12 protein-coding genes are annotated in these 12,457 nt (G+C 69.5%); 8 read left to right on the top strand and 4 right to left on the bottom strand.

All coding sequences use genetic code 11. The annotated features are described in order from the left end of the window. Positions 1-170 precede the first annotated feature (170 nt). Both ACFPJ1_RS00770 and ACFPJ1_RS00765 read left to right on the top strand, forming a co-directional pair. Positions 171-1,280 carry a hypothetical protein gene (locus ACFPJ1_RS00770; protein ID WP_380100740.1) on the top strand — a complete coding sequence of 370 codons (1,110 nt, stop codon included), beginning with the start codon at positions 171-173 and terminating at the stop codon, positions 1,278-1,280. Continuing rightward, positions 1,277-1,474 (top strand): hypothetical protein, encoded by a 198-nt coding sequence (locus ACFPJ1_RS00765; protein ID WP_380100739.1) that lies wholly within the window; start codon positions 1,277-1,279, stop codon positions 1,472-1,474. Before ACFPJ1_RS00770 ends, ACFPJ1_RS00765 begins: the two co-directional genes overlap by 4 nt. Here ACFPJ1_RS00765 and ACFPJ1_RS00760 read toward each other — a convergent pair. The 3 genes from ACFPJ1_RS00760 to ACFPJ1_RS00750 form a co-directional block, all read right to left on the bottom strand. Then, a complete protein-coding gene (locus ACFPJ1_RS00760; protein ID WP_380100737.1) occupies positions 1,425-2,540 on the bottom strand; it encodes a dienelactone hydrolase family protein in 1,116 nt (371 codons plus the stop codon). The two genes, ACFPJ1_RS00765 and ACFPJ1_RS00760, sit on opposite strands and share 50 nt — an antisense overlap. 19 nt (positions 2,541-2,559) lie before the next feature. Further along, a complete protein-coding gene (locus tag ACFPJ1_RS00755) occupies positions 2,560-4,077 on the bottom strand; it encodes a WD40 repeat domain-containing protein (protein ID WP_380100736.1) in 1,518 nt (505 codons plus the stop codon). A gap of 99 nt (positions 4,078-4,176) precedes the next feature. Then, complete coding sequence (locus tag ACFPJ1_RS00750; protein WP_380100735.1) at positions 4,177-4,932, bottom strand: MerR family transcriptional regulator; 756 nt, start codon at positions 4,930-4,932, stop codon at positions 4,177-4,179. A gap of 103 nt (positions 4,933-5,035) precedes the next feature. Between ACFPJ1_RS00750 and ACFPJ1_RS00745 the strand changes: the two genes are divergently transcribed. Beyond that, positions 5,036-6,841, top strand: coding sequence for a hypothetical protein (locus ACFPJ1_RS00745; protein WP_380100734.1), 1,806 nt, complete (start codon positions 5,036-5,038; stop codon positions 6,839-6,841). A gap of 70 nt (positions 6,842-6,911) precedes the next feature. Then, positions 6,912-7,874, top strand: a complete 963-nt coding sequence (locus ACFPJ1_RS00740; protein WP_380100733.1) for an alpha/beta fold hydrolase — start codon at positions 6,912-6,914, stop codon at positions 7,872-7,874. 52 nt (positions 7,875-7,926) lie between these two features. On the opposite strand, the gene ACFPJ1_RS00735 is transcribed toward ACFPJ1_RS00740, so the two are convergent. Continuing rightward, on the bottom strand, positions 7,927-8,337 hold the full coding sequence (locus ACFPJ1_RS00735; RefSeq protein ID WP_380100732.1) for a DUF6855 family protein: 411 nt from the start codon (positions 8,335-8,337) through the stop codon (positions 7,927-7,929). An 87-nt stretch (positions 8,338-8,424) separates the two neighbouring features. Between ACFPJ1_RS00735 and ACFPJ1_RS00730 the strand changes: the two genes are divergently transcribed. From ACFPJ1_RS00730 to ACFPJ1_RS00715, 4 genes are all read left to right on the top strand, one after another. After that, positions 8,425-8,871: an ArsR/SmtB family transcription factor gene (locus ACFPJ1_RS00730; protein ID WP_380100731.1), complete on the top strand. Its 447-nt coding sequence runs from the start codon at positions 8,425-8,427 to the stop codon at positions 8,869-8,871. Further along, complete coding sequence (locus tag ACFPJ1_RS00725) at positions 8,868-9,317, top strand: SRPBCC domain-containing protein (RefSeq protein WP_380100730.1); 450 nt, start codon at positions 8,868-8,870, stop codon at positions 9,315-9,317. Before ACFPJ1_RS00730 ends, ACFPJ1_RS00725 begins: the two co-directional genes overlap by 4 nt. A gap of 47 nt (positions 9,318-9,364) precedes the next feature. Next, positions 9,365-10,543, top strand: coding sequence for a CaiB/BaiF CoA transferase family protein (locus tag ACFPJ1_RS00720; protein WP_380100729.1), 1,179 nt, complete (start codon positions 9,365-9,367; stop codon positions 10,541-10,543). A gap of 262 nt (positions 10,544-10,805) precedes the next feature. Beyond that, complete coding sequence (locus ACFPJ1_RS00715; protein WP_380100728.1) at positions 10,806-12,380, top strand: sugar ABC transporter ATP-binding protein; 1,575 nt, start codon at positions 10,806-10,808, stop codon at positions 12,378-12,380. The last annotated feature ends 77 nt before the right edge of the window (positions 12,381-12,457 follow it).

Raw genomic sequence — 12,457 nt, 5'->3', positions numbered from 1 at the left:
GGGCGTGGGGACCTCCCGGTGCCGTTGTGGCTGGCGGTCTACTCAGCGGCCGCGGCGGTCGCGGTGTCCTTCTTCGCGCTGGCAGCATTCTGGTCCCGGCCGCGCTTCGAATTCACCGCCGGTACGCCGCTCGCCTGGCTGACGCGGATCGTCGACGCTCGCGCGACCCGGTGTTCCTCAAGGCCATCGGGCTGGCTGCTCTCGCGCTGCTGCTCGGCGCTGCGTGGTTCGGCAGCAGTTCGCCAAGCCTCAACCCCGCGCCGACCTGGCTGTACGTCTGGATCTGGGTCGGCATCATCCCGCTCTCGCTGCTCTTCGGCCCGATCTGGCGGCTCGCCAACCCTCTGCGCACTCTTGCGGCCCTCATCCCGCGCAAGACCTACCGCGACCTCCCTGACAGCATCGCCTACTGGCCGGCGGTCGCGGGACTGGCCGGCTTCCTCTGGCTGGAACTCGCCTACCCGGACGGCTCCGAGCCGCTGGTGGTCGCGATCTTCGGGACGACCTACGCGCTCGTGAACGTTGCCGCCGGCTTCATCTACGGCCCCCGCTGGTTCGCGCTCGGCGACAGCTTCGAGGTGTACGCCGAGGTGCTCGCCAAGCTGAGCCCGTTCGGCCGTGACGACCATCGCCGGCTCGTACTGCGGAACCCGCTCGCCGGGCTGGCCACGATCCCGCAGGAGCCGGGCATCGTCGGACTGCTCTGCCTGTTGCTCGGATCGACCGCCTTCGACGGCATCAGCAGGTGGTCCGCCTGGACGAACCTGACCGGCGAACTCGGCCGCACGGCGCACATCGCAGTACACACGGCTGGTCTGCTCGCGGCGGTCGCCGTGGTGTCAGGGTTGTTTGTGCTCGCGGCGCGGGCGACCGGCACCGCGCGGGTCCGGCCCGGGGCCGTGGGCAACGCCGGACTGCCCGGGGCGTTCGCGCACTCGCTGGTGCCGATCGCGATCGGGTATGCGGTCGCGCACTACTTCTCGTTCGCGATGTTTCAGGGCCAGGAAGGGGTGCTGCTGGCAACGGATCCGTTCGGCCGTGGCTGGGACCTGCTCGGCACCGGCGACGGGCGCATCGACTACGCCTTCCTGGGTACCGGCCTGATCGCGGGGGTCCAGGTCGGCGCGATCGTGCTCGGACACATCACCGGGGTGGTGTCCGCCCACGATCGCGCCGCCGGGCTCTTCCGGCGGCGGCAGATGCGGCGCGCGCAGTACCCGATGCTGGCCGCGATGGTTGCGTTCACGGCAGGGGGGATCGCGCTGGTGACGGCCTCATGATCGTCCTGCACATGGGTGGCATTCCCGAGACCGCGATGTTCCTCGGTCCGATCCTGCTGATCATCGCGTTCCTGAAGATCGCCCGGCGCAACGAAGCTGACGCGGTCGACGACGAGGACGACTGGGACGCCGACGTCGGCGATCTCACCCCGCCGGACGAGAACAGCCCGACAGAGCATCGCGCAACCAGGTGAAGGCCGCGAACTGCATCTCCCGGTCGAGCTTGTGCGGCCCGTCGAAGAACTGCCCCGTGTACGCCGCCTCGGCGCCGGCGTAGTGGGCGCCGATTCGTTCGTGGGCGGCCGTGGCTCCCTCGAGCGTGAACAGTTGGTCGTGCCGGTTGTACTGGACCAGAAGCGGAGCTGGACTCTGGCAGGCGGCCAGATCAGGCCAGTCCACCTGTGCGGGAAGCATCCTGGGGAGAAACATCCAGGTGTGGTCGACGACGTTGTGGTCAAGCAATCCGTCGTACGTGCTCATCATGCCGACGACGACGGCCGCGGTCAGCTCCTCGCTCGTTGCCCGCAGCAACGCTGAGCGGCAGCCGCCTCCGGACAGGCCGATACACGCCGTCTGGTCATTGGTGTCGCTGCGGCCGCGAAGATAGGCGAGCGCGATCCGGTCCTCCCGCGCGACGACGGCCGCCATCGTCGTACCGAGTACGGTGCAGTACTTCTCGACGAGATGTTCGTGCCGCCGCGCGGCCGGGTTGTACGTCGCGGGCTCGTCTACCTGTCCCGCACTGAGCCCATGGATGGACGGAGGCATCTCTGCCAGCGGGAACCGCCGACTTCCCCACGTGAACACGTCGGGCACCAGTACGACGTACCCTTCCGCGGCCAGGTCGTTGGCCACTGCGCGCCCTTCGTACAGGTCTGCTCGCAGGGCTTCCACGGCTGCCGAGGGCGGCTCGGGTCCGTCGGCGATCTTCTCCTTGCCGTAGTACTTGAAGCCGTCATGCCCATGCAGGGCGAGGACGCCGGGGAGCGGTTCGGTGGCGTCCGCGGGCTTGAGCAACCAGGCGCGGGTGCGGGGACCGAAGCCGACGGAGTACGAGAGTTCTTCGCCGTGCAATCCGCCGGCGGTCCACTGCCGCTCGAGCCGCACGTCCGTGGGTGCTCCGTCAGCCCCGGCGGACGAGACCATCCGCCGAACCGCCTCGCGAACCTCGTCCGCCGCCGGTACTGCGGCTCGGGCGCGCGGCGCGGCGGCCTGTTCCACCCAGTCGCTGTAGACACCTAGATGCAGGTAATCGGCCATGGCACAGCGTAGACAGAGGTCAGCGGACCTTGACGGCGACGGCCGCACCCTTGCTGACATTGCGACCATCGCTCACCTCGACGTGATAGCCGACCGACTGGCCGCTCTTCACGCCGGTGTCGGTGAACGTCGTCACGGTGGGTTTCGCCCACGAGTACGAGTAGAGGGACCAGCGACCGACGTTCGTGGTACCTCGGAACAGGGTGTAGGTCAGCGAGATGTTGTCCGCGTCGACCACGGTGGGGAAACTGACCGTCGTCTGGTTGGCGCGATTGCTGGACGCCTTCGGCGCGACCGGGACGCCCGGCCGCGCACCACCCGGGGTGTTCGTGAACCGAGTGAGGCCCTGCTGCACCACGCCGTTCACGCGAGTGAAGTCGCCGCCGACCCACAGGTCGTTGCCGCCGGAGGCGAACGCCAGCGGGCCGACCTTGGTGCTGCCGCCCGCGTCGGTGTTCGGGTACCACGGGCCGAGCTTGCCGTCGATGGCGCTCTCCACCAGCAGGTGGTGCATACCTGTCCTGTCGGGGAAGCCGCCGTCCTCGCTGCAGTCGTGCGCGTGCGACCCCTTGTAGAGCCAGTTGCCCATCGCCTTGATCGCCTCGGTCGCGCCCAGGCAGTTGCTCTGCCACACCAGTCTGCCGTCTGTCGCGTTGGCGGCCAGCACACCGTCGTAGCAGCCGATGCCGCTGCCGGCGTTGGCGACGAAGACCTTGTCGCCGAACGTGTCGATGTCCTTGACCCGGCTGGTGCAGTCGGGCGTCGGCTCCGGGATCGCCTCGGAGGCCGGCATCGAGTAGGCGTTGCCGGTCGTGGTGCTCACCATCGCCAGCGCGTTGTGGTCGTTGCCCTTGAGTGTGGTGAATCCACCGCCGAGGAAGACGCGAGTGCCGTCGTCGGACACGTCGATCGCGTAGACCTCGTCGTCGGCGTCCGGGTTCCACGCCAGCAGGTCGCCCTGGATCAGCCGGACCGCGGCCAGCCGGTTGCGGACCTGGTTGTCCACCCGGCCGAAGGAGCCGCCCAGGAAGACCCGGTTGCCGGAGATCGCCAAGGCCTTGACGCGGTAGCTGACTGCCGGATCCCAGGTGGAGACGATCCGGCCGGTCGCGACGCTGAACATCGCGATGTGTTGCCGGGGCAGGCCGTTGACGGTGGTGAAGTCGCCGCCGATTACGACCCACTTGCCGTCCGGGCTGGTCGCGATGCTCCAGACTGCGCCGTCAAGCCTCGGCGCGAAGGTCGTCGGCGCGCCGGTGGTGCGGTTGAACGCGGCGAGGTAGGTCCGGGCCGACTCACCCTGTCCGGCCGGCTTACCTGGCTGCCGGATCCGGGTGAACAGGCCGCCCGCGAAGACGGTGTTACCGGCGACGGCGAGCGCGTTCACGCTGGCGTTGGTCTGCCACGACGTCTGCGTGATCGCGGACACGGCCGAGCCGAAGCCCGAGGTGGCAGCCGCCACCGGTGGCCCGGAGGGGATCAGCGCCGCGGCGAGCACGGCGGCAACGGTCACGACTGCAAGAACTAGTTTCTTCATCAACGTCCTCAGGGCTGGGCCGACAAGCCCTCGTGATCAAGCGTGGTAACTGAATGCTGTCACACGATAACTGTCCGCTCACCACGCTGAGGCGTCAGGTCAGCCGGTGGAGGAGACGCTGTCCGGAGGGAGGCCGAGCTCCTGGTAGGCGGCGATCTCGATCTCGCGGCCCATGGCCTCGCGGAAAGCGGCGACGAGGGCCTGGCCGGCCAGCGGGATGATGTTCTCGAGGGTGCGCTGGATCTCGGGCCAGCCGTCGGCCGGGAGCCCGGCGTCGGCGAACTGGCGCCAGACCGTGCTGCGGAACAGCTCGACGTAGATCTTGGCGACCTCGTCGGCCTGGTGGAACAGCTTCGGCAGCATCTCGAAGATCGCGTCCAGCGGGACGCCGAGCTTGATCACCTCGAGGCCGGTGCGGAGGAGGTCCGGGTTCGGGATCCGCAGCCGGCCGTCGTCCTGCCGCTCGGCGATGCCCAGCTCGACCAGCTTGGCGATGGTGGCGTCGTTGTGCGGGATGCCCGCGCGCTCGGCCAGTTGGAGCTCGGTGATCACCTCGGGCTCGGTCGGCGTCCACGGACTGACCAGCGTCTCGAAGACCCCCAGCGCCAGTGCGCCGTCGGGGAGCTCGCTCATCATCCGCTCGACCGCGGACAGCGTGTAGCCCTTGTCGAGCAGCTCGCGGACGAGAGTGAGCCTGGCTACGTGGTCGGCGCCGTAGTACCCGGTGCGGCCGGCCAGGCGGGGCGGCGGGATCAGCCCGCGGCCGGCGTACGCGCGCACGTTGCGGACCGTCATGCCCACCTTGGCGGCGAGCTGGTCGACCGTGAACTCCTCGCTGGCCGACTCCGCCGGCATCTGTCCTCCCACCCTTGACAGTGTTGCAGACTCCACGTTACATATCCTATGTAACATCATTCATGGCGCATGCCGACTGCAAGGCCTAGCGAGGGGGGTGCCGATGTCCGTCCCGCTGGCGGCTTCGACCGGAACCGCGACGTTCGACCAGATCGCGATCGTCACCGGGTTCGTCTCGCTGCTGTACCTCGCACTCGCCGTGTTGCTGTGGCGCGAACGGACCGGACGGCCCACGCTGGTAGGGAAACTTGCGGACACCATCGGGAGACTGGACGGAGTCCCCCGATGGGCCGCGATCACCCCGTACCTGCATGCGGTCTCTCTGCTGGCCTGCGCCTTCGGGGTCTGGTGGGACATCGCGGTCCACATCGACAAGGGCCGCGACACCGGCCCGTTCGGCACCCCGGCGCACTACCCGATCTTCTTCGGCATCCTCGGCGTGATCGTGTCCGGCGTGCTGCCGATCGCGTTCGCCCGCAAGCCGCTGCCGGCCCGGACGATCAAGCTGACCAAGGGCTGGCGGATCCCGTGCAGTGCCGCGCTGGTGACGTTCTGCGGCACGTTCGCGCTGGCCGGGTTCCCGATGGACGACGCGTGGCACCGGCTGTTCGGCGAGGACGTCACCCTCTGGGGTCCGACGCATCTGCTGATGATCGGCGGCGTGGTGCTGTCGATCTTCGCCCGGCTGCTGGCGTCCGCCGAGGTCGAGCAACTGGTCGGCATCAACCTGCGCCGCCGGTTCCAGGAGATCGTTGCCGTCGGCGCCTTGCTGATCGCGTGGGACCTGTTCAGCACCGAGTTCAACTACGGCGTACCGCAGTTCCCGTTGATCCTGCAGCCGATCCTGATCGTGTTCGGCGCCGCGTTGGCGTTCACGCTGCTACGCGCCCGGCGTGGTCCCGGTACGACGTTCGGCGCGCTGGCCGTCTACCTGATCATCCGCGGCGGGATCGCCTGGGCAGTGAACCAGCCGCTGGGGGAGATCCTCGGCCACTTCCCGCTGCTCATCGTCGAGGCCGTCATCGTCGAGGGCGCCGCGCTTGCCCTGGGCAACAAGAACCGCTTCCGCCTGGGTCTGGTCTCCGGCGCGCTGATCGGTTCCGTCGGCGTGCTCGCGGAGTACTGGTGGAGCGCCGTCTGGATGCCGATCCCGTGGCCCTCGTCGATGATCCCGTCCGCCCTGGGCTTCGGGGTGGTCGCCGGGATCGGCGCGGGTCTGGTCGGCGCCTGGCTGGCCACCCGGTACGCCGAGGTCGCGGGCGAGGTCCGAGCCACCCCGTCGGTACGCCGTACTCACCAGCTCGGCGCGATCGGGCTGGTCGCGGTACTGGCGGCTCTCTTCTTCTGTGTACCGCGGTCGGCTGATCCCGGGGTGAGCGGGACGGTCACCCTGGACCGGGTGGCCACCGGTGCCGAGCCGACGGCGTACGTGACGGTGAAGCTGCAGCCGGCAGATGCCGCCGTGGATGCGCGCTGGTTCGAGGCGATGTCGTGGCAGGGCGGCGGGTTCATGACGCACCGGATGGTGAAGGTTGCCGACGGCATCTACCGGTCGGCCAAGCCGTTGCCGATGTACGGCAAGTGGAAGTCGATGGTCCGGCTGCACCGGGGACAGCGGGACATGGTCGCGCTGTGGGTCTACGCACCTGAGGACCTGGCGATCCAGAAGCCGGCCGTGCAGGTGTCGGACGGGCAGACGGTCGAGTTCATCGGCGAGCAGCAGGTGCTGCGTCGCGAGGAGCGGACCGACGTACCGCGCTGGATGTGGAGCGGCGGCTACGCGTTGCTCGCGGTGGTCGGGTCGCTGGAGGTCCTCGGCATCGCCTGGCTCGTCGGCCGAGGTGCTCGCGGTGGACGGCTGCGTGCCGCGCACCTGGAATCGCAGGAACGGGCAAGGGAGATCGCGTGACCGGCTTGCGGACCAAGCAGCAGCGGCGCGAGGGTGGACCGGCCGAGTGGACTGGCAAACTGGGGACGATATGACGATTCAGGCGGACCGTACCGGCGTGGTGACTCCGGACGGCGTGCGGTTGCACGTGGAGACCAGTGGGTCGGCGGATGCGCCGGTGACTGTGGTCCTCGCGCACGGCTGGACGTGCTCGACCCGGAGCTGGCACAACCAGCTCGAAGGGTTGCCGCGAGTGCTCGGCTCGTCCGCAGTGCGCGTCGTCGCGTACGACCACCGCGGGCACGGGCGGTCCGATGCCGCACCGGCCGGGACCACCCGGATCGAGCAGCTGGCCGATGATCTCGTCACCGTGCTCGACGAGGTCGTCGGGGACGGGCCGGTCGTCTATGCCGGGCACTCGATGGGCGGGATGACCTTGATGGCGCTGGCGGACCAGCATCCGGAGTTGTTCGGCTCGCGGATCACCGGTGCGGCGCTGGTAAGTACGTCGTGCGGGCAGATCTCATCGCGGGCGTTCGGGCTGCCCGCGCGGTTCGACGGTGCCGCGGCGGTGGTCGCGCCGCGCGCGATGAACCTTGCCGGCGAGCGTATCGAGCGCCGGGCGCTGCGTCGGGCCACCCGGGAGTCCGAAGCTGCGTCACGGGCTGCATGGGTGGGGTTGGCCTCGACGCGGATGCGGCGGCCCGCAATACGGCAACTGGTGTTCGGCAAGAAGGCGGATCCGGCCGAGGTGGACATCCTGATGGCGGATCTGGCGCACACGCCCGGGCGATCCTTCAGCGGGTTCTTCGAGGCGATCACCCGGCACGAGCTCGGGCATGCGATGAAGGCGCTCGACGGGATCCCGGTGGAGATCATGCACGGCACGCGGGACCGGCTGCTGCCACCGCGACACGGCAACCGGATGGCGCACGAACTGCCGTCCGCGCGGCTGTGGATGTACCCCGGCGCCGGGCACATGCTCATGCAGGAGCGGCCCCGCGACGTGACGCAGCGCCTCGCCTCCCTCGTACGCCGTACCGCCGCGGCCTAGGGACGCCGTACCGGCCCCTCCCAGGTACGCCGTACCGCGGTCGCGGGGTGGCCTAGATCGCGCGCATGCGGTTGTTGCGGGCGTTGTGCTCGACCTCGGCGAGACCGAGTGCCTCGAGCACCGGCGGCACGTAGTTGGCGAACCGGCCGCGGAAGCCCTTCTTCAGCCCGTACCAGCCGCCGACCGGGTTGTCCTCGGTGCGAGCCCACGCCTCGACGGTCCCCGGCGCGGCGGGCTTCTGCTCGTCCGCGTTCCCCAGCGGCATCCAGTCGCCGTACCCCTTGAGCATCTCGTGCAGGTCGTCGATGCACCGCAACTGGTAGCTCAGCTTGGTGCTCCCCACCTGGCACATCAACGCCGGCGGATCAGCCGTCTCGTCCCGATACACCTGGTACTGCGAGCCGCCCGGCGGCGTACTCAGTGTCCAGGGGTCCTCTTTCGTCCCCGACCCGGTGAAGGCCATCGCCGTTCCCTCCCTTGGTTGTCCGTCAACCTTCGGTTACCGTAACACCGAAGTTACCGAGTTCGGCAAGATCGGAAAGGAGCGCGGATGTCGGAGCCAGCCGGTCGATCGTCGGCCGCCCGCGCGGAGGGCGCCGCTGTACCGGCCGATGGTGCGGGAGGCGCCGTCGTACCGGCCGATGGTGGGCGTGCGCTGGAGGCGCTCGGGGACGCGAATCGGCGGGCGATCGTGGAGATTCTGGGGAGCGGTGCGTTGTCGGTGCAGCAGATCGCCGAGCGGTTGCCGATCAGCCGGCCCGCGGTCTCGCGGCATCTCCGGCTGCTCAAGGAAGCCGGCCTGGTCGACGACGAGCCGGACGGCACCCGTCGCGTATACCAACTCAGGGCGGTCGGGGTGGAAGCGATCCGCGACTACTTCGCCGAGGTCTGGGGTGCCGCGGCCACCCGCTTCCGCATCGTCGCCGAGAACACCGAGCCTCGCGATCCGCACGGCTCGGGGGTCGATCCGCGCGGGTCCGTGGGAGGGGACGCATGATCGAGCCGTTGGTGGTCGAGTTCGAGGTCGCGGCGCCGGTGACGCACGCGTTCGACGTCTGGACCGGGCGGTGCGCGGCCTGGTGGCCGCCGAGCCACACGGTCAGCGGCAACCCCGACGCGATCACCTTCGAACCACGTCCCGGCGGCCGGATCTTCGAGACCTCACCCGCGGGCGACGAACACCTCTGGGGCGAGATCCTCGACTGGGAACCACCTGGACGCCTTCGCTTCCGCTGGCACCTGTTCTTCGACCCAAGCGAAGCGACCGAAGTGGAACTCACGTTCACGCCGCACCCGGACGGCACCGTCGTACGGCTGGAACAGACCGGCTGGGACAAGCTCGGCGAACCGGCCGCGTCCACCCGTCGCGAACGCACGGGCCACGCGTGGTCCGCCATCACCGCTCGCTTCGCCACTGCTGCCCGCGATTCTGCGGCTGGGTGAGGAACGCGTCACGGTGCCGCAGCGTACCGCTCGCCTAGTGTGGCGGCGTGCAGAATCTGCTTTCGGATGTCGTGGTGGTGGATCTGACCCGGGCGCTCGCGGGACCGCAGGCGGCCATGATGCTTGGGGACCTCGGGGCGCGGGTGATCAAGGTCGAGTCGCCAGACGGTGGCGACGACAGCCGGGGCTGGGGGCCGCCGTTCGTCGGGCCTGAAGGCGAGCAGGAGTCGACGTACTTCCTCTCCGCCAACCGGAACAAGGAATCCGTGACCGCAGACCTGAAATCGGCCGAGGGCAAGGAATTCCTGACCGCACTGGTCCACAAGGCGGATGTGCTGGTCGAGAACTTCCGGCCCGGGGTGCTCGACCGGCTCGGGTTCTCCGTCGAGCGGCTGCACGAGCTCAACCCCGGGCTGGTGATCCTGTCGATCACCGGTTTCGGGCACGACGGGCCCGAGGGTGGGCGCGCGGGGTACGACCAGATCGCCCAGGGCGAGGGCGGGCTGATGAGCGTCACCGGCGCGGTCGAGCCCACCAAGACCGGAGTACCGATCGCTGACCTGCTGGCCGGCATGTACGGCGCGTACGGGGCGCTCGCCGCACTCCATGAGCGGAGCATCACCGGCAAGGGGCGCGTGGTGCGTACGAGTCTGCTGGCATCGGTGGTCGGGGTGCACGCGTTCCACGGCACGAAGTGGACGGTGGCGGGTGAACTGCCCGAACGCGTGGGGAATCACCATGCGCAGATCGCGCCGTACGGGATGTACCACACGGCCGACGACATCATCCAGGTCGCCGTCGGCAGCGAGGGCCAGTGGCGTACCTTCGCCCCGATCGTCGGGCTGGATCCCATGGACGAGCGCTTCGCCACGAACTCCTCGCGCGTAGTCCACCGCGACGCCCTGACCGCTGCCATCGAGTCCGCCTTCGCCGAGGCGCCCGCCGACGTCTGGCTCGCCCGCCTGTCCGAGGCAGGCATCCCCTCGGGCAAGGTCCGCGACTTCCAGCAGGTCTACGAGTGGGACCAGACCCTCTCCCAAGGCCTCCTCATCGAAGTCGACCACCCCACCCTCGGCCGCATCAACCTCCCCGGCCCACCCCTCCGCTTCGACAACAACCCCCACGCCGGCGCCCGCCCCACCAACCTCCCCCCACCCCGCCTCGGCGAGCACAACGCCGCCGTCAGAGCCTGGCTCGACGAAGGCCGGACCGCCAGCACTCAGTAAGCGGTGCTGGCGGGCTCGGCTCACGCGTGGCGGCCCGGTCCTGGGGCGGCAGTTCGGCGGTTGGTGAGTGGTGGCGGTCCGCGACCCTCAGAGGCGACGTCGATGGGCTGCGGCGACCCAGCCTCGCGAGGGTTCTTTCGACGGGGGAGAGGGTGGTGAAGGGGTCACGGTTGGGGGTGGGGTGGGGGTAAGGGGTTGACGGGCCGAGGAGCTCGGGTCTAGCGTCCGGGAAATCGATTACTCACCCGATCGCGGAGGTGCCATGGCCGAGGTCGCCGACCTGGTCCGGATGTCCCGGATCGGCAAGCGGTACGGCGGCGTACTGGCTTGCCGGGAGGTCGACTTCACCCTGGGCGCGGGTGAGGTGCACGCATTGCTGGGCGAGAACGGCGCCGGCAAGAGCACGCTGATGAAGATCCTGTCCGGCGACGTCACGGAGTACGACGGGCAGATCGAGATCAACGGCCGGAACGTCAGCTTCGCCGGCCCGACGGACGCGCAGGCGGCCGGGATCGCGATGATCCACCAGGAGCTCGACCTGGTCCCAGGGCTGTCGGTCGCGGACAACATCTTCCTCGGCCGCGAGCTCCGCACCCGCTGGAAGACGGTCGACCGCCGCCGGATGGACCGCGAGGCGCGCACCCTGCTCGAACGCAGCGGCGTCAACCTCGACCCCCGCCGCCCGGTCGGCGAGCTCCGCGTCGGCGAGCAGCAACTCGTCACCATCGCGAAGGCGATCTCGCTCGACGCGCGGGTGCTGATCATGGACGAGCCGACCTCCGCGCTCACCACCTCCGAGGTCGAACGCCTCTTCGTGGTGATCCGCGAACTGCGCCGCGGCGGCGTCGGCATCGTCTACATCTCGCACCGGATGGAGGAGATCGCGCAGGTCGCCGACCGCGCGACGGTGCTGCGCAACGGGCAGTTCGTGACCAGCTTCGACCCGCGCAAGCTCAGTACCGCGGAGGTCGTCGAGGCGATGGTCGGACGCCCCGTGCAGACAATGTTCACCACGCCGGACGCCGCCACCGGCGACGAACTCCTCCGCGTCGACAACCTCGCCCTCAAACCACGCCGTCCCCGCCCCGGCCGACGCGACCCCGACGGCATCTCCCTGACGGTCCGCTCCGGTGAGATCGTCGGCCTCGCCGGACTGCTCGGCGCGGGTCGCACGGAGTTGCTCGAGACCCTGTACGGCGTTGCGCCGGGTGGCTCGCGGTCAGGCCGGATCGTCCTGCAGGGCAAGGAGATCCAGCCTCGCAGTCCGCGGCACGCGTTGAGCCAGGGGATCGGGTTCGTCCCGGAGGACCGGCGCGCGTCCGGGCTGGTCCTGTTCCACTCCATCCTGGCGAACACCGTCGTCTCCAGCCTCCCGTCGTACGGGCGGCTCGGGGTGATCGCGCGGCGGATGGAGCGGGCGGCCTCGGTCCGGATGGCGGATCGGTTGCGGCTGAAGTTCGGGCGGCTGCAGGACGACGTGGGGACGCTGTCGGGCGGGAACCAGCAGAAGGTCGTGTTCGGGCGGATGTTGCTGACCGAGCCGCGGTTGCTGCTGCTCGACGAGCCCACCCGCGGCGTCGACATCGGCGCCAAGTCCGAGATCTACCGCCTGCTCGGCGAACTGGCCGGGCACGGCATCGGAGTACTGCTGGCTTCGTCAGAGCTGCCGGAGCTGGTCGGTGTCTGCGACCGCGTGGTCGTACTGCGGGACGGGCGCGACGTGGCGTCGTTCAGTACCGCTGATTCGGCCGAAGGCGATCTGCTCGCCGCCGCGATGGGAGACAGCGCCGTATTTGAAGGCAGGGCTGTGTTCGAAGACGTCGGAGGACCGCAGTGACCAACGCTCAGGACAAACCAGCAACGGCAGCGCCAACGGCGCCGGCGGAAGCCGACCGGCCGACGGACGCTGTTCCT

The organism is Kribbella qitaiheensis, from assembly GCF_042657745.1.
GTDB lineage: Bacteria > Actinomycetota > Actinomycetes > Propionibacteriales > Kribbellaceae > Kribbella > Kribbella qitaiheensis.
The sequence above is the reverse complement of the archived record's forward strand: the minus strand, read 5'-3'. Positions and strand labels throughout refer to the sequence as shown.

What these genes read in the sequence shown, in the direction of transcription:
- ACFPJ1_RS00765 (WP_380100739.1), top strand. Translation starts at nt 1,277, where the DNA reads ATGATCGTCCTGCACATGGGTGGCATTCCCGAGACCGCGATGTTCCTC.
- ACFPJ1_RS00730 (WP_380100731.1), top strand. Translation starts at nt 8,425, where the DNA reads ATGTCGGAGCCAGCCGGTCGATCGTCGGCCGCCCGCGCGGAGGGCGCC.
- ACFPJ1_RS00745 (WP_380100734.1), top strand. Translation starts at nt 5,036, where the DNA reads ATGTCCGTCCCGCTGGCGGCTTCGACCGGAACCGCGACGTTCGACCAG.
- ACFPJ1_RS00760 (WP_380100737.1), bottom strand. Translation starts at nt 2,540, where the DNA reads ATGGCCGATTACCTGCATCTAGGTGTCTACAGCGACTGGGTGGAACAG.
- ACFPJ1_RS00755 (WP_380100736.1), bottom strand. Translation starts at nt 4,077, where the DNA reads ATGAAGAAACTAGTTCTTGCAGTCGTGACCGTTGCCGCCGTGCTCGCC.
- ACFPJ1_RS00750 (WP_380100735.1), bottom strand. Translation starts at nt 4,932, where the DNA reads ATGCCGGCGGAGTCGGCCAGCGAGGAGTTCACGGTCGACCAGCTCGCC.
- ACFPJ1_RS00735 (WP_380100732.1), bottom strand. Translation starts at nt 8,337, where the DNA reads ATGGCCTTCACCGGGTCGGGGACGAAAGAGGACCCCTGGACACTGAGT.
- ACFPJ1_RS00725 (WP_380100730.1), top strand. Translation starts at nt 8,868, where the DNA reads ATGATCGAGCCGTTGGTGGTCGAGTTCGAGGTCGCGGCGCCGGTGACG.
- ACFPJ1_RS00740 (WP_380100733.1), top strand. Translation starts at nt 6,912, where the DNA reads ATGACGATTCAGGCGGACCGTACCGGCGTGGTGACTCCGGACGGCGTG.
- ACFPJ1_RS00715 (WP_380100728.1), top strand. Translation starts at nt 10,806, where the DNA reads ATGGCCGAGGTCGCCGACCTGGTCCGGATGTCCCGGATCGGCAAGCGG.